Genomic DNA, 17,228 nt, shown 5'->3' with positions numbered 1-17,228 from the left:
CGGCCGGCCAGCTTCGATGTCAACCGCACCGACGGGTTTCACCTCGCGGTACCGTCGGCGACGTGACCGGATTCGCGGCGGTGGTGCTGGCCGGTGGCGCGGCCCGACGGATGGGTGGCGTCGACAAACCGGACGTACCGGTGGGTGGGGTGGCCATGCGGGACCGGGTGCTGGCCGCCGTCGCGGGCGCCGACCCGCGCGTCGTCGTCGGCCCGCTGGCCGACCCGCCGCCGGGTGTCCTGGCGGTACGCGAGGAGCCGCCCGGCGCCGGTCCGGTCGCCGCCACCGCCGCTGGCCTCGCCGCACTCGCCGAGCCCGCCGGTCTGGTCGCGCTGCTCGCCGGTGACCTGCCGCTGCTCACCGCCGACGCGGTGGACCTGCTGACGCAGACCGTACGGGCGGGTGGTGTCGACGGGGCGCTCTACGTCGACGCCACCGGTCGGCGGCAGCTGCTCTGCGGTGTGTGGCGTACCGAGCGGCTGCGTGCGGCGGTGGACCGGCTCGCCGCGCGGCGCGACGGCGGCCTCGTCGGCGCGTCGATGCGGGCGCTGCTCGGCGGCCTGTCCGTCGCCGAGGTGACCTGGCCCGGCGTCGGCCCGGCGCCGTGGTTCGATTGCGACACCGACCAGGACGTCCGGCAGGCACGGGAGTGGACTCGATGAGCGACACGGTGGGTGCGACGAGCGACCCGATGACGAGCTGGGTGGCGTCGGCCGCCGCCGAACTCGGGCTCGACCCCGGCGACGTGCCGGTGCCGGTGGTGCTGGACCTGGCCCGCGACGTGGCACACAACGTGCTGCGGCCGGGTGCGCCGGTCACCGCGTACCTGCTGGGGTTGGCCGTCGGCCGCGGTGCCGACCCGGTCGAGGCCGGTGCCCGGCTGGCCGCCCTGGCCCGCGCCCACGGCGGCGGCGAGGAGGTCGGGCCGGTGCCGGGCGGGGTCAGGCCGGCTCCAGGCGGATGACGATCTGCTTCGACGTCGGGGTGTTCGACCCGGCGGCGGTGGAGTCCAGCGGCACCAGCACGTTCGCCTCCGGGAAGTACGCGGCCGCGCAGCCGCGCGCCGTCGGGTAACTCACCACCCGGAAGGCGCTCGCCCGGCGCTCGACCCGATCCGACCACTCCGACACCAGGTCGACCTGGTCGCCGTCGGTGAAGCCGAGCGCGGTCAGATCGTCCGGGTGGACGAAGACCACCCGGCGCCCGCCCCGGATACCGCGGTAGCGGTCGTCGAGCCCGTAGATCGTGGTGTTGTACTGGTCGTGGCTGCGCATGGTCTGCAGCAGCAGCCGGCCCGGCGGCACGTCGATCACGGTCAGCGGGCTGACGGTGAACGCGGCCTTGCCGGACGCGGTGGCGAAGGTCCGCCGGTCCCGGGGCGGGTGCGGCAGCACGAATCCGTCCGGCTCGGCGACCCTGCGTTCGAAGTCGGCGAAGCCCGGTACGACGTCGGCGATGATCGCCCGGATCGCCCGGTAGTCGGCCTGGTACGCCTCCCACGGCACCGGCGAGTCCGGCAGCGTCGCGCGGGCCAGCCGGGCGACGATCGCCACCTCGGAGAGCAGCTGGTCGGAGGCGGGGGCGAGCCGGCCCCGGGAGGCGTGCACCGCCGACATCGAGTCCTCGACGGTGACGAACTGGTCGCCGCCGGACTGCCGGTCCCGTTCGGTGCGGCCCAGGCAGGGCAGGATCAGCGAGGTCGCGCCGGGCACCGTGTGCGAGCGGTTCAGTTTGGTCGACACGTGCACGGTCAACGCACACGACGCCAGGGCGGCGACCGTCACGTCGGTGTCCGGGCTGGCGGCGGCGAAGTTTCCGCCGAGGGCCATGAAGACGCGGACCTCGCCGTCGCGCATCGCCCGGATCGCGCCGACCGTGTCCAGGCCGGTCGCGGTCGGCACCGGTACGCCGAGTCGCCGGCCGAGCGCCGGCAGCCAGGCCGGCGGCTCGTGCCAGATGCCCATGGTGCGGTCGCCCTGCACGTTGGAATGCCCGCGGACCGGGCAGAGGCCGGCCCCCGGTTTGCCGATCATGCCGCGCAGCAGTTGTACGTTGACGATCTCGCGGATCGCGTCGACGGAGTCCTGCCGCTGGGTCAGCCCCATCGCCCAGCAGACGATGGTCGCGTCGGAGGCGGCGAACAGCCGGGCCACCTCGACGATCTGGGCCCGGTCCAGCCCGGTGGCGGCGGTCACCGCCGCCCAGTCGAGCCCGGCGCGGGCGGCACGGTACTCGGCGTACCCGCTGGTGTAGGTGTCGACGAAGTCGGTGTCGACGGCATCGGCGAAGTCGGTGTCGACCGCGTCTGCGTCGGCGGAGACCAGCAGCGCGCCGATCGCCTGGAACAGCGCCAGGTCGCCGCCGATGCGGATCTGCAGGAAGTGGTCGGCCAGCGGGGTGCCGGCCCCGACCAGGCCACCGGGGCGTTGCGGGTTGCGGAACCGCATCAGCCCGGCTTCGGGCAGCGGGTTGACGGCGACGATGGTGGCGCCGTCCCGCTTGGCCCGCTCCAGTGCGGACAGCATCCGGGGGTGGTTGGTGCCCGGGTTCTGCCCGACGACGACGATCAGTTTCGCCCGGTGCAGGTCGTCCAGGGTCACCGAGCCTTTGCCGATACCGATGGTGCTGAGCAGCGCTACGCCGGACGACTCGTGGCACATGTTGGAGCAGTCCGGCAGGTTGTTGGTGCCCAGCGACCGGGCGAACAGCTGGTAGAGGAAGGCGGCCTCGTTGGAGGTGCGGCCGGAGGTGTAGAACGCGGCCCGGTCCGGGGTGTCCAGGCCCTGCAGTTCGTCGGCGATCAGCCGGAACGCGTCGTCCCAGCTGATCGGGGTGTAGTGGTCGGTGCCCGGTCGGCGGACCATCGGGTGGGTGAGCCGGCCCTGCTGGCCGAGCCAGTGGTCGGATCGGGTGGCCAGCTCGCTGATCGGGTGCTCGGCGAGGAACTCCGGGGTGACCCGGCGCAGCGTCGCCTCCTCGGCGACCGCCTTGGCACCGTTCTCGCAGAACTCGGCGTGCGAACGCCGCTGCGCGGCCGGCTCCGGCCAGGCGCAGCCGGGGCAGTCGAAGCCGCCGGCCTGGTTGACCCGGGCCAGGGTGAGCGCGGTACGGCGTACGCCCATCTGGGTGACGCCGGCGCGCAGCGCGTGGGTGACGCCCGGCAGTCCGGCCGCGCTGGTCGCCGGCTGGTCGACCCGCAGGTCGCGGTCGCCGGCGTCGTCTCGGGGGGCGGAACGGGCCATGCTGCCACCTTCTCACGTGCTGCGATCCGCCGGCTACACCCGAAAGCGCAGGCCAGCGGCGGTACGGCGGTCTGCGACCGGCCAGTGCCGGTTATCCGACGGCAACCGGGGCTAGCCGGTGTGGTGGCTCACCTGGGTAGGGTGTGCGCACAACGGGACTCAGTTGATCATCGTGGGGGGGCAGGTGCCGGCATCAGGAGATCAGGCGTCCGGGAGTCAGCTGGCGGCGCACGAGCCGCTCCTGCTCGACGAGCCGAGCACGGCCGACCTGCGGGAGAAGGTGACCCAGGCGTGGCGGGACTTCGCCGCCGCGCTGGCCGCCATGCTGCCGACGCTGCCGGCCGGTGCACAGGTGGAACTCACTCTCGATCCGACGGCATCCGGCACCGGGGACGCGATCTACTCGGTGGATGTCTCGATCGGCCTGCAGGACCGGTTGACCGCGTCGGCGGTGAGCAACGCCACCCTGCCGCCGGACTACCGGATGGACCGGGACGCCGTCGCCGAACTGGTCGCGCTCGGCTGGTCGCCGCCCGGGGTGGTGCCGGGTTCCGGTGACAACTTCGGGCTGGCCACGACGACCACCGACGTCGCCCGGCTGGCCTCGGTCATCACCCACACGCTGCGCCAGGTGTACGGTGCCCCGCATCCGGCCTTCGTCGTCTACTCGGTGCGTGACGACAGCGACTCGCCGATCGAGGTCGAGCCGCTCGGTACCGCCCGACCGGCGTCGGCACTCGGCGACCACCTCGGGCTGCCGACCGGTGACCCGGTGGCCGGGGACGGTGACGACGGGCCGGGTGACGCGCTGCCGCTCGACGATCAAGTCCGTACGGTGGTCGCGACGATGATGCGCAGCACTCCGGAGCATCTGCACGTGGACGCGGACGGCGACATCGGGATCCGGGCCGGCTCGGCGATGGTCTTCGTCCGGATCCGGGACAATCCGCCGCTGGTGGACGTCTTCTCGCCGGTCCTGACCGAGGTGGAGCCGACCGAGCAGTTGTACGTGAAGCTGTCCGAGTTGACCAATCGGATGCCGATCGGGCGGCTGTACTGCACCAACGACACGGTGTGGGCGTCCGTTCCGGTCTTCGGCCGCAACTTCCAGCCCACCCATCTGATGCTCGCGGTGCAGGTGATGACCGGTCTCGCCGACGAGTTGGACGACCGGTTGCACGGCGAGTTCGGTGGCAAGCGGTTCTTCGGTGACGGGGACAAGCCGTCCCGGGGCGACGCCGGGGATCACCGCACCGGCATGTACCTCTGACCTGACCGGCCCCGCCGGCCGGTCGAGGGACAGCCGGTCAAGGGACAGCCGGTCAGGCCGGCGGTTCGGGGACGGCGACCGGCGGCGGTGCGTCGACCAGCCGGGAAAGCACGATCATGCTCTTCGTGGCGGTGACGAACGACTCGGCCCGCAGCCGTTCGAGGGCCTGCTCCAGGTGCGCGATGTCGGCCGCCCGCAGGTGCACCAGGGCGTCCGCCTCGCCGCTGACCGTGTACGCCCCGACCACTTCCGGGTGCTGGCGGGTGGCCGCCGCGATCTGGGCCGGCGTGGTCCGCCCGGTGCAGAACAGTTCGATGAACGCCTCGGTGGTCCAGCCGACGGCGGACGGGTCGACGACGGCGGTGAAGCCGCGGATCACCCCGGCCGCCCGCAGCCGGTCCACCCGGCGTTTGACCGCTGGGGCGGACAGCGACACCCGGGCGCCGATGTCCGCGTAGGACGAACGGGCATCGGCCACCAGCGACGCAATGATTCGCTGGTCCACTGCGTCGATCTGCAACGTTTAGCCCTTCAGGCGCAACGATAAAGACTTCTTATTGTGTGACAGCATACCTACTCTTGGTTCCCGTGACCCACGTGCGCGCTGCCGCCGGGCAGCCCCGGACGTACCTGATGTGTCCGCCGGAGCACTTCGCCGTCGAGTACGCGATCAATCCGTGGATGAACCCGCAGTTGCCGGTGGACACCGAGCTCGCCGTCAAACAATGGGAAGGGCTACGCGAGACGCTGACCGGGATCGGGCACCAAGTCCGGCTGCTGCCGGCCCGCGCAGACCTGCCCGACATGGTGTACGCCGCGAACGGTGCCTTCTCGGTCGACCGCACCGTCTTCGGGGCCCGGTTCACCTACCCGCAGCGGGCCGCAGAGGCCATTGCGCATCGGGAGTTCTACGAGGTGCTCGGCTGGCGGTACGTGCGGCCCACCGAGACCAACGAGGGCGAAGGCGACTTCGCCTACCTTCCGGGAGCGTACGGCGGCACCATCCTCGCCGGCTACGGGTTCCGTACCGACCCGGACGCGCACCGCCGGCTCCAGGAGACGCTGAGCCGGCCGGTCGTGTCGTTGCGCCTGGTCGACCCGCACTTCTACCACCTGGACTCCGCGCTGGCCGCCCTCGACGACGAGGCCGTCGCCTACTACCCGCAGGCCTTCTCCCCCGCGTCGCAGCGGGTGCTCCGGCAGTTGTTCCCCGGCGCGGTGATCGCCGACCGGTCCGACGCGCTGGCTTTCGGGCTGAATCTGATCAGCGACGGCCGGCATGTGGTGGTCAACAGCGAGGCGATCGGGATGGCCGACAAGCTGGCCGCCGCCGGCTACCAGCCACTGCTGGTCGAGTTCACCGAGCTGCACAAGGGCGGAGGCAGCGTGAAGTGCTGCGTCGCCGAGCTCCGCGGCTGACCCCTACGGTTCAGCGCGGCCCGGCGTGGCGGGCCGCGGCGTGGCGCTCAGCCGAGCGTGGCGAGCTCGGTGATCAGCACGTTCGACAGCACGGGGCCGTCGCGCAGCACCTCACGCAGGTACCACTTCTGCTGCGGCGTACGCGGCTGGTTGAACTGCCACAGCCCACGCGGGCTGTCGATCTGCCCTACCCGGCCGAGCGCCAGGTTCAGCTCCTGGGACGAGACACCCGGTCCGGCGGACCGGATCGCCTTGTCCAGCACCTGGGCCGCGTCGTAGGACGACATCGCGTACGTGGTCGGCGATGCCCCGTACCGCTTGCGGTAACCGGTGGCGAACTGCAGGTTAGCCGAATTGTCCAGGTCAGCCGAGTAGTTGAGGGCGGTGACGATGCCACTCGCCTCTTCGCCCAACTGGTCGATGACGTTGCCCTCGGTGAGGAAGCCCGGACCGTAGATCGGGCCTTCGAAGCCAGCGTCGCGCAATTGCCGAATGAACTCGACCGCCGCCGAGCCGGTGAAGTGGCAGTAGACCGCCTCCGGATCCCGGAAGATCACCTCCTGGATCGGCTCGGTGAAGGTGTCCCGACCCGGATTCGGGGTGGCGTTGGCCCAGATGACCGCCCCGGAGATCCGCTCGTCGCTGGCACCGAAGCCTTCCCGGAACCCTTGCACCACGTCGCGGCCGGCGGGCTGGTCGGCGGCGACGATCGCCACCTCGCCGTTGGCGGACACCTCTCGGGCCAGGTAGCCGCCGAGAGCGAGGCCGGGCTCGTCGGCGACGTACGAGGTACGCCAGATGTAGACGACGCTCTGCAGGCTGCGTGGCGAGGCGTTCGAGCCGATCAACGGCACCCGGGCCTCTTCCACGGCGTCCCGGATGGCGAGCATCACCGCCGAGTTGGCCACCCCGGTGAGCGCCAGCACCTGCTGCTGGAGCAGCGAGTCGACCGCCGCCCTGCCGGACTCGGGGGTCTCCCCCTCGTCGGCGATCACCAGGTCGACCGGGCGGCCACCCAGCCGCTGCTGGTGGGTGTCCAGGTAGAGCTGGAAGCCGTTGAGCATCTCGTCGCCGATCGGTTTGTAACCGCCGGTCTGCGGGACGATCAGGCCGATGCGTACCGGCCGGTCACTGACCAGGCCGTCGTCGTCGTTCGAGTCGTCACCCGTGCCGACGCTGCAGGCACTGGCCAGCCCGGTGGCGCCGAGCGCGGCCAGCAGCTTCAGGGCTTGCCGGCGGTCGATGTGAGGCACAGGGGTGGTCCTCTCCCATGGATACGACGGTCGGTCGCGCAGGTGGAGTACGCCGACGATGGCGAACTGGTCGACAGTCCACTCGGCGTTCTACCCGCTCGGCTACGTCCAGTCAATGCTAGGTGATCTGCCGGTTCACGCCGCCGGCGAGCGGCGCGATCGGGGGACCGGCGAGCGGGCGGCCCTGGTGCTGCGCCAAGATGGGACCCATGACCGAGACGTCAGGCTCCCCGGAAGAGACCAACGAGTCCGCCCCGGCGGCTGGCCGGCCCGGCGCGGTGGTGGTGGTCGGCCCGGACGGGCGACCGGTCGGCACGGTGAACGCCGGCGGTGCCGGTGCCGCAGGTGCCCCCGGTGAGGCCAGCGGGGCCACCGGTGCCGGCGACGAGCCGGTCGACCCGGAAGACCCGTCGCAGCTGATCGAGCAGCCGGCCAAGGTGATGCGGATCGGCAGCATGATCAAACAGTTGCTGGAGGAGGTCCGCGCCGCCCCGCTCGACGAGGCGAGCCGGCAGCGGCTGCGCGAGATCCACCGGCGTTCCATCACCGAGCTGGAGGACGGTCTGGCCCCGGAGCTGCGCGAGGAGCTGGCCCGGATCTCGCTGCCGTTCGAGGACGGCGCCACCCCGAGCGAGAGTGAACTGCGGGTCGCCCAGGCCCAGTTGGTCGGCTGGCTGGAAGGGCTGTTCCACGGCATTCAGGCGGCGCTGATGGCCCAGCAGATGGCGGCCCGGCTGCAGCTGGAGCAGATGCGTTCCGGCGGGCGGCCGGCGCTGCCGGTCGGCCCGGGCGGGATGATCCCCGGCATGCCGGGGCAGCCGGACCAGCCCGGTCAGCCAGGCGAGGGCGGCGGCACCCGCACCGGCCAGTACCTCTGACTCTGCGCCAGCAACTGCTCCAGGTACGCAGCCACCCCGTCGTCGGCGTTCGACGCAGTCACCGCGTCCGCGATCTCCTGCACCGTCGGGTGGGCGTTCGCCACCGCGACCGCCTGCCCGGCCCAGGTCAGCATCGGGACGTCGTTCGGCATGTCGCCGAAGGCGACCACGTCGGCGGCGCTGGTCTGCCAGCGGGCGCAGAGCCAGGCCAGCCCGGCCGCCTTGGTGACCCCGGCGGCCGAGATCTCCACCAGCCCCGACTTTGACGAGTGGGTGGCCTCGGCCAGCCCGGCGAGCGCCCCGGCGACGATCCGGACGAACACCTCCGGGTCGTCGTGGCTGCTGCGGGCCAGCAGTTTCACCGCTGGCGCGGTGAGCAGCTCCGCCGAGTCGGCGACCTGCCGGGCGGTGGGGTGATCGCTGTTCCAGTGCGCCGGCCAGTCGGTGCCGTGCCGCATCAACCGGCCGTTCTCCACCTCGACGGCGAAGACCACGTCCGGGACTTCGGCGCGCAGCCGCCGGGCGACCTCGGCCATGATCTCCGGGGCGAGCGGGTCGGCGCGCAGCACGGTGTCGGTACGCGGCTCGTAGACCACGGCACCGTTCGCGCAGACCGCCGGCACCGGGGCCCGTAGCTGTTCGTAGACGGCCGGCAGCCAACGCACCGGTCGGCCGGTGACCAGCACCACCTGCCCGCCGCGCCGCTGGAACTCGTCCAGCGCGGCGGCGGTCCGGGCACTGAGCGACTTATCGGGCCGCAGCAGTGTCCCGTCGAGGTCGGTGGCGACCAGACGTGGATGCACTTCCATCTCCGGACAGTAGCCGGTCGAGGTAAATCGCTACGCCGTCATCATCATTACGCAGTGTAACCTCATCGGCGGCGCGGCGTACTGTCGGATGGGCGTTCGACACCGCCACCCGCGACCACCCGGCCCAGGCGAACATCGGCAGGTCGTTGGGCATGTCACCGAAGACCAGCACGTCCGCCGGGTCGACGCCGAGCGACTCCGCGACGACCGCCAGGCCGCTGGCCTTGTCGACGCCGGGCGGGCAGATCTCGATGAAGCCCAACCCGGCCTGGGTGACCGTCGCCAGCGTCGGTGGGACGATCTGCACCGCGGCGGCGAGCAGCGCGTCCACGTCGTGCGACGGCGTCCGGGCGAACGCCTTGATCACGTCGGTGGCCAGGCACTGCTCCCGGGTACGGGCCTCGAACCGCTCCGGGTAGCGCCACTGCGGGTCGAAGTCGCCCCACAGCGGCGCCTCGTGCTCGTCGGACGCTTCGACCATCACGATCAGCGGACCGACCGCCGACTCCAACTCGGTGATCAGCTGGGCCAGCACGTCGGCGGGCAGCCGTTCGTCGCGCAGCACCCGTACGCCGGCCGGGTCGCTCTGGTCGACCACCCGCCCGCCACCGGCCATCACCAGGTAGTCGGCGGCCCGGATGTCGTTGCGGGTCAACTCCATCAGCCGGGGTCCGCGGCCGGTAGCCCCGACGACCGGGATGCCGAGGTCGCGGGCGCGGTCGAGCACCCCATGGGTGTACGCGGAGACGGTCTCGTCGCTGCGGACCAGGGTGCCGTCGAGGTCGGTTGCGATCAACTTGGGTAGACCGGGGCGCGGCATGCTGTCCTCCTTGATCCCCCGGGTCGACGATCTCCGTGGTCGAGGGGCAGCAACCGTACCTCGCGTACCGTGACCTGGCCATGACTTCCGCGCGAAGCCCGGATGCACACTGACCAGCGCGGGAGGCAGACTGCGGGCGAGAGGGCCGGGGCGGGCGGCCACCCGGCCGGCCGGGGTGACCAGCGACCACAGCCGACGTACGAGTAGAGTGCCTGGCGTGCATTCCCCGGCGCGGCACCGTACCACTCTGCTGCGACGAGCGCTGCAGATCGCCGTGGTCGGTCTCTTCGCCGGATTCATCGGCTGGGCGCTCGCCAGCCAATGGTCGCAGGTCCGGGCCGCCGCTGCGGACCTGACCGTCACCGGCCTGCTCCTGGCCACGGCCGCAGCGGCGGTCGCCCTCTGGTTCAACTTCCTGAGCTGGCGAGCGATCCTCACCGACTTCGGCAGCCGCATTCCGCTCCATGCCGGCATGCGGATCTTCTTTGTCGGGCAGCTCGGCAAGTACCTGCCCGGCAAGCTGTGGCCGATGCTCACCCAGGCCCGGCTGGGCCAGATCTACCGGGTTCCCGGCCGGGCCTCCGTAGCGGCGGCGCTGCTGGTGATAGCGGTCTCACTTGGCACCGGCCTGCTTCTCACGGTGTGCCTGCTACCGCTGGTCGGCCCGGATTCCTTCGACCGCTACTGGTGGGCGTTGCTGGCCCTGCCGGTCGCCGCGGTCGGACTCTGGCCACCGGTGCTCAACTGGGGTCTGACGATCGCCATGCGCCTGGCTCGCCGCGAGCCGATGCCGCGACCGCTGTCGCCGCGCGGGATCGGCCAGTCGGTGCTCTGGTCGGTGCTGGCCTGGCTGGCGTACGGCGGGCACATCTGGGCGCTGCTGTGGGGACTCGGCGCAGCGGACGGCCCGCGTCTGGTGTTCCTGTCGATAGCCGCGTTCGCCAGCTCCTGGGCGATCGGATTCCTGCTGCTCGTCGCGCCGGCCGGGGCCGGGCCGAGGGAAGCCGCGCTGGTGGTCATCCTCGGCGGGAGCGTCAGCCAGCCGATCGCCCTGGTCGCGGCCGTGGTGTCGCGACTGTTGATGATCATGATCGATGTGGCGGCACCGGCGATTGCGGTGCTGCTGGCCAACCGTCGACTCGGCGGCAAACCGCCGCAGCCGGACCAACCCGGCCGGACCGACCAGGTGGATAGCGCTCACCGCGACCGATCCGCAGCTGGCTAGCAGCTCGGCGACCACGTGGCGCTAAGCATCTTCGGCACCACCGACAAGGCAGGCCTCAACGTCGTGCCGAGCAAGGCTTCCAAGCAGCCGCCGGCCGCCGGGCCGGCGAAATGCTTCCGGGCCACCGCCGTGACCGAACGGTCCGGCAGCGGCCGGGCGGCATCACACGCTGGCGTTTCTCGGATCAGTCGGCGGCCGGCAACGCCGATCGGATGTCCGCCACCCGCAACAGGCCGTACCGACCCTCGCTGGCGACCACCGGCACCGACTCCGGCACCCATCCTTGACGTAGGTCGGTCCGGAAGAGGATCAGATCATCCGGCTGTGCCTGCGACAGCGCATCGGGACTCATCACCGCCGGCGGGAGATCCCAGTAGTAGGCGACCCAGCGGGCGGTGCTGATGTTCATGACCCAGGCGCGCTGCTGCTGTGGGCCGGGGGCATAGGCGTCGACCAGCCGGCCGGCGTCAGCTGGCCCGTAGACGTAGTCGCGGGCCGTCGGCCCCAGAGCTATCGTCCCGAAGGCGACCGACAGACCCACCCCGGCCGCAATGCCGGCGCTCGCCGACACCCGCGTCGGAACGCGCCGGACGATGAGATCGAACAGGACACCCATCGCGACCACACCGGGAATGAGCACCGGGTAGGCCCAGTAGTCGTGGATGAACGATCCGTTGTTGAGCCCGATCACCCACATCCCGACGAAGGCGAGCGTAACCAGCAGGTAGAACCGGGTCCGCCGGACGAACAGGCCGGCGACGGCGGCGATCGGAAAGATCACCAGGTACCAGATGGGCAGCAACTCGGTCGCGTAGTCGCGCTGGCGGACCAGGAACTGTCGGGCGGTGAAACCACCACCAGCTGTCCGGAACTCGGTCTGGCTGGTCAGGTCCTCCAGGCCACTGACGCCGACGATGAAGGCGAGGCTGGCCAGGACGCCGAGCACCATGCTGGCTCCGACGGCTACGGTCACCCGGTCCAGCCGGCGGGCGGCCAACAGCCACAGCCCGAGAACCGCCGCAAAGCCGATTCCCGGCCAGGACGCCAGGGTCGTGAGCAGTGCGGTGACGCAGGCGCAGACCACCAACCAACGTGGTGGATCGGCACGCTTCCGTAACGCCACGATGGTGGCGGACAAGGCCAGGATCAGCCCCATGTCGAACGTCAGCTGGCTGTACAGCCAGAACATTCCGGTCGCCGCCATCGTCCCGACTGCGACGAGGGTGGGGATCCAGGCAATCGCGAATGCCCGGAGCAGTGCCGCCGCAGCCGGCACCACCAGGAGGCCTAGCAGGAACGGGCTGATCAGGACCTCATACGTGCCACTGCCCGGCAACAGCCCGAAGGTGGCGTCGAGCATGTTCACCAGCGGCGGATGATGTGCGTACGCTTGGTTGCTGTACGGTGACCAGTCGGCGCTGAACGACGAGCCGACCAGGCCCTTCTCCTGCAGATTGCGCAGGTGCAACGCGTGCCGGGCGAAGATCCGCCCGACGTGGTTGTCGCCTAACGGCAGCGCCAGCTGCGGTGCCCAGGTCGCCGCGACCGCCGCAGTGATCGCGGCGATGCCGAGCCAACCCCACCGATCGGCCCGCCGGACCGACGCACCCGCGTCATTGGCGGCCGGACCCGGATCCGGACGGCTGTCGGACTGGCCGGTCCGCTGCTCGGGCGGGTGCTTGTCGGCACCGTCTCCGGGCTGCTCACCGGTGTGGGCGAGTTGGTCTGCCGCGCTGGAACCAGGCATGGTCATCCGTCGGACCTCGATCGCACGATCAGGTCGGCGAGTAGCGCGACCGCCCCGATGATCAGCGCGGTCATCACGATCATGATGGTGTTCGTCGCGATCCTGACCGGGTTGGCCACGACGTCGTAGATCACCTTGCCGACGCCGAGCGCGAGCAGCCACAGGGCCGGCGGCATCAGCACCTTGAGCGGGTTGAAGTACATCACCATCCGCAGGACCTGCAGAATGTAGCGGTAGGCGTCCTTGACGAAGTGGAACTTCGACGAGCCGGAACGCTTGGCGTAGTCGATCGGCAGGTACCGGACCTCGTGCTGGTTGTGCAGGAAAGCCATGGTGATCGTGGTGACGCAGGAAAATCCGGGCGGCAACAGGCGCAGGTACGGCAGGGAAACCTGCCGTCGGAACGCCCGCAGACCGGAGTTGAGGTCTGGAATCGTCGTCCCGGTCAATCCTTCCGCCACCTTGCGGATGAGCCACTTCGCCGGGACCCGCAGCACCTTGTGCGTGCCCTGTTCACTGGTACGGGCACCGACCACCTGGTCGATGGCGGGTTCCTTCTCGAGCATCTGGACCAGTTCGGGGATCCGCTCGTTGGGGTACGTCATGTCGGCGTCGGTCCATACGACGATCTCGCCCCGGGCCTGCTGGCTGCCGATCCGACGAGCGGTGCCGGACCCGCCGTTGCGGTGGAACGGCATCAGCCGAAGACGCGGAAACCGCGCCTGGGCTTCCTGCAAGACCTGAAGGGTCTGGTCGGTGGAGGCGTCGTCGATGGCCAACAGCTCGTAGTCGTAGCCGCTGTTGTCCATCGCCTCCGTAATCCGTTCAATCTCCCGGAGTACGTGGTCCTGCTCGTTGTAGCAGGGAAGAACGATAGTCACGTCGAGGGGCTGGCCGGTATTGCCACGGCTGACCTCGCCGCTCGGCTCGGTCACCGGCCAGACACTCGTTGCTGGCCGCGCGAACCGGCTCGTCACCGTCATGCGAGTCTCCGGGGGGTCGTGGAGCGACGTTAGCGGGAGTGTGCTCTCCGCTTCGCAATGCGCCATGGTACACCGACTGGCCTGCTCCGACCTGCCTTTCGCCACCTCGGCGAGGTGGCGCCACCTGGCTGCGGCTACCCAGGGTCGATGGTGTGTATTGATCCAAAATGAGGGCTAGGTGACGCCCAGGTGTCCAGTCGGCGAAGACACGCCGACGATCGGGTGTGCTACCGAACCCAAGTAGGACGATCCCCCGTGCCCACATGCGCGCGCCGGAACTCGGCCTGGTGACGGTCGAGGTGAGGCTGACGCACGTCAAACGCGAGAATAAGGTGCGTCAGCCTCACCTGATCATGGATCGACCCGCCAGAGCCAGCGCAGGGCATCCGGCAGCAGCACGCCGCTGTGGTTCGGACTGTGCCCGCCGTCGCCGAGCACCAGCCGGAAGTCGTACCCCGCTTCCGCCAGGGCGGCCGCGACCCGCAGGTTGCTGGCGAACCAGTTGTCCTCCGGTCCGTTCCAGTTCAGGTCCCGGTGCCCGGCCTGCAGGAAGATCCGCAACGGCTTGCGTGGGGTGTCCTTGATGAGCTGCGGATAAGGGTTGCCGCCCGGCATCTGGACAAAGCTGGACAGAAAGCAGAGCACCCGGCGGAACCTGTCCGGGCGCAGCCAGGCAACGGTGAAGGCGCAGTTGCCGCCGCTGCTGCCGCCGCAGATCCCCCACTGCTCCGGGTCATCGGTGATCGAAAAGCGCTCCGTCACCTGCGGGATGATCTCGGTCAACAGGAAGGTGGCGTAGCGGTCGTCGAATGCGTCGTACTCGACGTTGCGCTGCCTGCGTCCACCGCCGCCAGTACCAGCACCGTCAACGGCAGCATCGCCGACGTATTGCCCTGAAACATCGTTGAGTAGTGCACCGGGGTCGACGAAGACACCGATCGTGGGTGGGATATCGCCGTTGTGAATCAGGTTGTCCAGGACGATGCCGCCACGGACCTCGCCGGCCGGGTCCAGGTTCCACCAGCCGTCCTGGAACACCAGCAGGGCAGCCGGGCGCGACGGGTCGTACCGCGCCGGCAGGTGTACCCAGAACTTCCGCGCCGTACCCGGGTAGACGGCGCTGTCCGCCCAGTCGAACTCGATGGTCCGGCCGACCGGGATACCAGGTAGGCGTAGAGAGTCGGGGCCGTGCAGGTACCCGACGTCGGACTGGTCGACCGGCCACGGCCGGAACGGCACCTGCACAGTGCTCAGGCGGTGGCCAGGGGTTCGAGGACGTCGCGGCCGCCGAGGTACGGCTGCAGTGCCTTCGGCACCCGTACCGAACCGTCCGGCTGCTGGTGGTTCTCCAGGATCGGGATCAGCCACCGGGTCGTCGCCAGGGTGCCGTTGAGAGTGGCCACCGGCTGGGTGCGGCCGTCGGCGTCGCGGTAGCGGATGTTCAGCCGGCGGGCCTGGAAGGTGGTGCAGTTCGACGTCGAGGTGACCTCGCGGTAGCGGCCCTGCGACGGCACCCACGCCTCGCAGTCGTACTTGCGGGCCGCGCTGGTGCCGAGGTCACCGGCGGCGACGTCGATCACCCGGTACGGGATCTCGATTTTGGCCAGCATCTCCTCCTCCCAGGCGAGCAGCCGCAGGTGCTCGTCGTGGGCCTGCTCCGGCGGGCAGAAGGAGAACATCTCCACCTTGTCGAACTGGTGCACCCGCAGGATGCCGCGCACGTCCCGGCCGTACGACCCGGCTTCGCGCCGGAAGCACGACGACCACCCGGCGTATCGCACCGGGCCGTCGAGGGTCAGGATCTCGTTCGAGTGGTACGCCGCCAGCGGCACCTCGCTGGTGCCGACCAGGTAGAGGTCGTCGGCCTCCAGCCGGTAGATCTCGCTGGCGTGCTCGCCGAGAAAGCCGGTGCCCTCCATCGACTCCGGCTTGACCAGCACCGGGGTGATCGTCGGGGTGAGTCCGTACTCGACGGCCTGGGCGATGGCCAGCTGCAGCAGGCCGAGCTGCAGCAACGCGCCGACCCCGGTCAGGTAGTAGAACCGGCTGCCGGAGACCTTCGCGCCGCGTTCGACGTCGATCGCACCGAGCGCCTCGCCGAGCGCCAGGTGGTCGCGCGGTGCGTCGATGTCGGGGCGCTCACCGACCTCCCGCAGGACGACGTAATCCTCCTCGCCGCCGGCCGGCGCCCCGGTCTCGATCAGGTTGGGGAAGGCCAACTGCGCCCGGCGTAGCGCCTGCTCGGCCTCGGTGGCGGCGGTCTCGGCCGCCTTCACCTGCGCCGACAACTTCTTGGTACGGGCGAGCAGCTCGGCCTTTTCGGCCGGCTCGGCCCGGGGCAGTTGCTTGCCGAGCTGCTTCTGCTCGGCGCGCAGCGCCTCGAAGGCCTGCACCGCCGCGCGGCGGGCCTCGTCAGCGGCGATCAGATCGTCCACCCGGGACTCGGACTCGCCGCGGGCACGCTGGCTGGCACGGAAGAGGTCCGGGTCGTCACGGAGCAGTCGGAGATCGATCACGGAAGTCAACGATACCGGGCCACCGCATCGGCCCGCGCGCAGGTTTTCGGCCGGCTCACCAGCGGGGCGTCCTCACCAACGGTGCGTCTGGTGCGGCGGGTTGTCCGGCCGCACGAACGGGGCGGTCGGCCCGACCGTCAGATCGGCGGGTGCGCCCCCGCCCGGCTCCGGGCCGTCGTCGGCTGGCCGACGCCACGGAAGGTCGGTCGGGGCGGGTGCCGGACCCGCCGGGTCGCCGGTCGCGGTTCGCCCGTTCCCGTCCGGCCCGCGACCGGTTTCGGCGCCGCCGTCGAGGTCCGCACCACCTCCAGCGATGCCGCCACCACCTCCAGTCATGCCACCACGGCCGGCTGCGGTCCGCCCGGCCAGGTACAGCGCCAGCAGCAGTGCGCCGACCCCGACCAGGCCGGCGGTCACCGCCGTACCACCGCTGACCAGCACCTCCATCTCGGTGGGAACCTGCAGCGACGACCGGATCAGGTCGTCGCTGTTCAGCATCACCGTGACCAGCAGGGCGACCAGCCCGGCACCGATGGTCAGGCCGGCGATCCGCGTGTCGGGGCGGTTGCGGTGGGAGCCGAACAGCGTCAGGGCCGCACAGACCAGCAACGCCAGCAGACCGAGCAGGTACCCGGTGCCGAAAGCTCCGAGGTCGGCGAGCCGCACGGCGGCGGTATAGGGACTGCCGGTTCCGAGGTCGACCCCGGGGATCTCGAAGGTCAGCCACTCGCCGCCGAGCGAACCGGCAGCCGCGAGCACCCCGACGGCGGCGAGCACCAGGCTGGGCAGGTTGCCGCGGCCGGTCGAGCCGAACCGGGTCCCGGCAGCGGCACGGGCCCGGTCGACGGTCGCGGCGGTCGCGCCGGACAGCCGCTCAGCGACGGCGGTCCACCGGCCGGTCCCGGGGCCAACGCTGGGCCCGGACCCAGAGCCAGGACCCGGGCCGTCGGCCGGCGGGACGGCGTCGCCGCCGAGCTCGATCACCGCCGGCTGGTCGGCCGGCGGGCGGGGCAGGGCGGATTCCGCGCTGCGGCGGCTGTCGTCGTCGGGCATCGGGTCCGAGCCT

15 protein-coding genes and 1 pseudogene are annotated in these 17,228 nt (G+C 70.9%); 6 read left to right on the top strand and 10 right to left on the bottom strand.

Annotation, left to right across the window (positions count from 1 at the left end; genetic code table 11):
* Nucleotides 1–62: 62 nt before the first annotated feature.
* A complete protein-coding gene (locus EDC02_RS37210; protein ID WP_123606763.1) occupies nucleotides 63–662 on the top strand; it encodes a molybdenum cofactor guanylyltransferase in 600 nt (199 codons plus the stop codon).
* Entirely contained in the window at nucleotides 659–964 is a 306-nt protein-coding gene (locus tag EDC02_RS37205) for a DUF6457 domain-containing protein (protein ID WP_233606632.1), read from the top strand. The genes EDC02_RS37210 and EDC02_RS37205 overlap by 4 nt, the downstream gene beginning before the upstream one ends.
* Here the strand turns inward: EDC02_RS37205 and EDC02_RS37200 are convergent.
* Nucleotides 942–3,242 (bottom strand): FdhF/YdeP family oxidoreductase, encoded by a 2,301-nt coding sequence (locus tag EDC02_RS37200; protein WP_123606762.1) that lies wholly within the window; start codon nucleotides 3,240–3,242, stop codon nucleotides 942–944. The two genes, EDC02_RS37205 and EDC02_RS37200, sit on opposite strands and share 23 nt — an antisense overlap.
* Before the next feature lie 184 nt (nucleotides 3,243–3,426).
* Here EDC02_RS37200 and EDC02_RS37195 point away from each other — a divergent pair, with 184 nt between their 5' ends.
* Nucleotides 3,427–4,512, top strand: coding sequence for a YbjN domain-containing protein (locus EDC02_RS37195; protein WP_233606631.1), 1,086 nt, complete (start codon nucleotides 3,427–3,429; stop codon nucleotides 4,510–4,512).
* Between the two features lie 52 nt (nucleotides 4,513–4,564).
* Here the strand turns inward: EDC02_RS37195 and EDC02_RS37190 are convergent, their stop codons facing one another.
* The gene (locus EDC02_RS37190) at nucleotides 4,565–5,032 is read right to left on the bottom strand and encodes an Lrp/AsnC family transcriptional regulator (RefSeq protein ID WP_123606761.1); all 468 of its coding nucleotides are present in this window, start codon (nucleotides 5,030–5,032) and stop codon (nucleotides 4,565–4,567) included.
* A gap of 59 nt (nucleotides 5,033–5,091) precedes the next feature.
* Here EDC02_RS37190 and ddaH point away from each other — a divergent pair, with 59 nt between their 5' ends.
* Nucleotides 5,092–5,931: a dimethylargininase gene (ddaH, locus tag EDC02_RS37185; protein WP_370461604.1), complete on the top strand. Its 840-nt coding sequence runs from the start codon at nucleotides 5,092–5,094 to the stop codon at nucleotides 5,929–5,931.
* Nucleotides 5,932–5,978: 47 nt separating this feature from the next.
* Here the strand turns inward: ddaH and EDC02_RS37180 are convergent, their stop codons facing one another.
* Nucleotides 5,979–7,184 carry an ABC transporter substrate-binding protein gene (locus EDC02_RS37180; RefSeq protein ID WP_123606760.1) on the bottom strand — a complete coding sequence of 402 codons (1,206 nt, stop codon included), beginning with the start codon at nucleotides 7,182–7,184 and terminating at the stop codon, nucleotides 5,979–5,981.
* Nucleotides 7,185–7,384: 200 nt separating this feature from the next.
* On the opposite strand from EDC02_RS37180, the gene EDC02_RS37175 reads away from it, so the two are divergent.
* Nucleotides 7,385–8,062: a bacterial proteasome activator family protein gene (locus EDC02_RS37175; protein WP_370461603.1), complete on the top strand. Its 678-nt coding sequence runs from the start codon at nucleotides 7,385–7,387 to the stop codon at nucleotides 8,060–8,062.
* On the opposite strand, the gene EDC02_RS37170 is transcribed toward EDC02_RS37175, so the two are convergent.
* Together EDC02_RS37170 and EDC02_RS37165 are read right to left on the bottom strand one after the other, a co-directional pair.
* Entirely contained in the window at nucleotides 8,017–8,871 is an 855-nt protein-coding gene (locus EDC02_RS37170) for an HAD family hydrolase (RefSeq protein ID WP_123606759.1), read from the bottom strand. The genes EDC02_RS37175 and EDC02_RS37170 overlap by 46 nt on opposite strands.
* 4 nt (nucleotides 8,872–8,875) lie before the next feature.
* Nucleotides 8,876–9,691: pseudogene (locus tag EDC02_RS37165) on the bottom strand (HAD family hydrolase); the annotation flags it as partial.
* 217 nt (nucleotides 9,692–9,908) lie between these two features.
* Between EDC02_RS37165 and EDC02_RS37160 the strand changes: the two are divergent.
* Nucleotides 9,909–10,916, top strand: a complete 1,008-nt coding sequence (locus tag EDC02_RS37160; protein ID WP_158632433.1) for a lysylphosphatidylglycerol synthase transmembrane domain-containing protein — start codon at nucleotides 9,909–9,911, stop codon at nucleotides 10,914–10,916.
* A 184-nt stretch (nucleotides 10,917–11,100) separates the two neighbouring features.
* Here the strand turns inward: EDC02_RS37160 and EDC02_RS37155 are convergent, their stop codons facing one another.
* From EDC02_RS37155 to EDC02_RS37135, 5 genes are all read right to left on the bottom strand, one after another.
* Complete coding sequence (locus EDC02_RS37155) at nucleotides 11,101–12,669, bottom strand: hypothetical protein (protein ID WP_148083783.1); 1,569 nt, start codon at nucleotides 12,667–12,669, stop codon at nucleotides 11,101–11,103.
* Nucleotides 12,666–13,646 carry a glycosyltransferase family 2 protein gene (locus EDC02_RS37150; RefSeq protein ID WP_123606755.1) on the bottom strand — a complete coding sequence of 327 codons (981 nt, stop codon included), beginning with the start codon at nucleotides 13,644–13,646 and terminating at the stop codon, nucleotides 12,666–12,668. The genes EDC02_RS37155 and EDC02_RS37150 overlap by 4 nt, the downstream gene beginning before the upstream one ends.
* A 351-nt stretch (nucleotides 13,647–13,997) precedes the next feature.
* Complete coding sequence (locus tag EDC02_RS37145) at nucleotides 13,998–14,900, bottom strand: esterase family protein (protein ID WP_199758126.1); 903 nt, start codon at nucleotides 14,898–14,900, stop codon at nucleotides 13,998–14,000.
* Nucleotides 14,897–16,162 carry a serine--tRNA ligase gene (gene serS, locus EDC02_RS37140; protein WP_123606754.1) on the bottom strand — a complete coding sequence of 422 codons (1,266 nt, stop codon included), beginning with the start codon at nucleotides 16,160–16,162 and terminating at the stop codon, nucleotides 14,897–14,899. Before serS ends, EDC02_RS37145 begins: the two co-directional genes overlap by 4 nt.
* Before the next feature lie 72 nt (nucleotides 16,163–16,234).
* Nucleotides 16,235–17,215: a hypothetical protein gene (locus EDC02_RS37135; protein ID WP_123606753.1), complete on the bottom strand. Its 981-nt coding sequence runs from the start codon at nucleotides 17,213–17,215 to the stop codon at nucleotides 16,235–16,237.
* Between the last annotated feature and the right edge of the window lie 13 nt (nucleotides 17,216–17,228).

Origin of the sequence: Micromonospora sp. Llam0, assembly GCF_003751085.1 — a bacterium.
GTDB lineage: Bacteria > Actinomycetota > Actinomycetes > Mycobacteriales > Micromonosporaceae > Micromonospora_E.
Note: the sequence above shows the minus strand (reverse complement) of the source record. Positions and strands in the feature narration are given on the sequence as shown.

What these genes read in the sequence shown, in the direction of transcription:
- EDC02_RS37170 (WP_123606759.1), bottom strand. Translation starts at nt 8,871, where the DNA reads ATGGAAGTGCATCCACGTCTGGTCGCCACCGACCTCGACGGGACACTG.
- EDC02_RS37135 (WP_123606753.1), bottom strand. Translation starts at nt 17,215, where the DNA reads ATGCCCGACGACGACAGCCGCCGCAGCGCGGAATCCGCCCTGCCCCGC.
- EDC02_RS37155 (WP_148083783.1), bottom strand. Translation starts at nt 12,669, where the DNA reads ATGACCATGCCTGGTTCCAGCGCGGCAGACCAACTCGCCCACACCGGT.
- EDC02_RS37200 (WP_123606762.1), bottom strand. Translation starts at nt 3,242, where the DNA reads ATGGCCCGTTCCGCCCCCCGAGACGACGCCGGCGACCGCGACCTGCGG.
- EDC02_RS37175 (WP_370461603.1), top strand. Translation starts at nt 7,385, where the DNA reads ATGGGACCCATGACCGAGACGTCAGGCTCCCCGGAAGAGACCAACGAG.
- EDC02_RS37205 (WP_233606632.1), top strand. Translation starts at nt 659, where the DNA reads ATGAGCGACACGGTGGGTGCGACGAGCGACCCGATGACGAGCTGGGTG.
- EDC02_RS37150 (WP_123606755.1), bottom strand. Translation starts at nt 13,646, where the DNA reads ATGACGGTGACGAGCCGGTTCGCGCGGCCAGCAACGAGTGTCTGGCCG.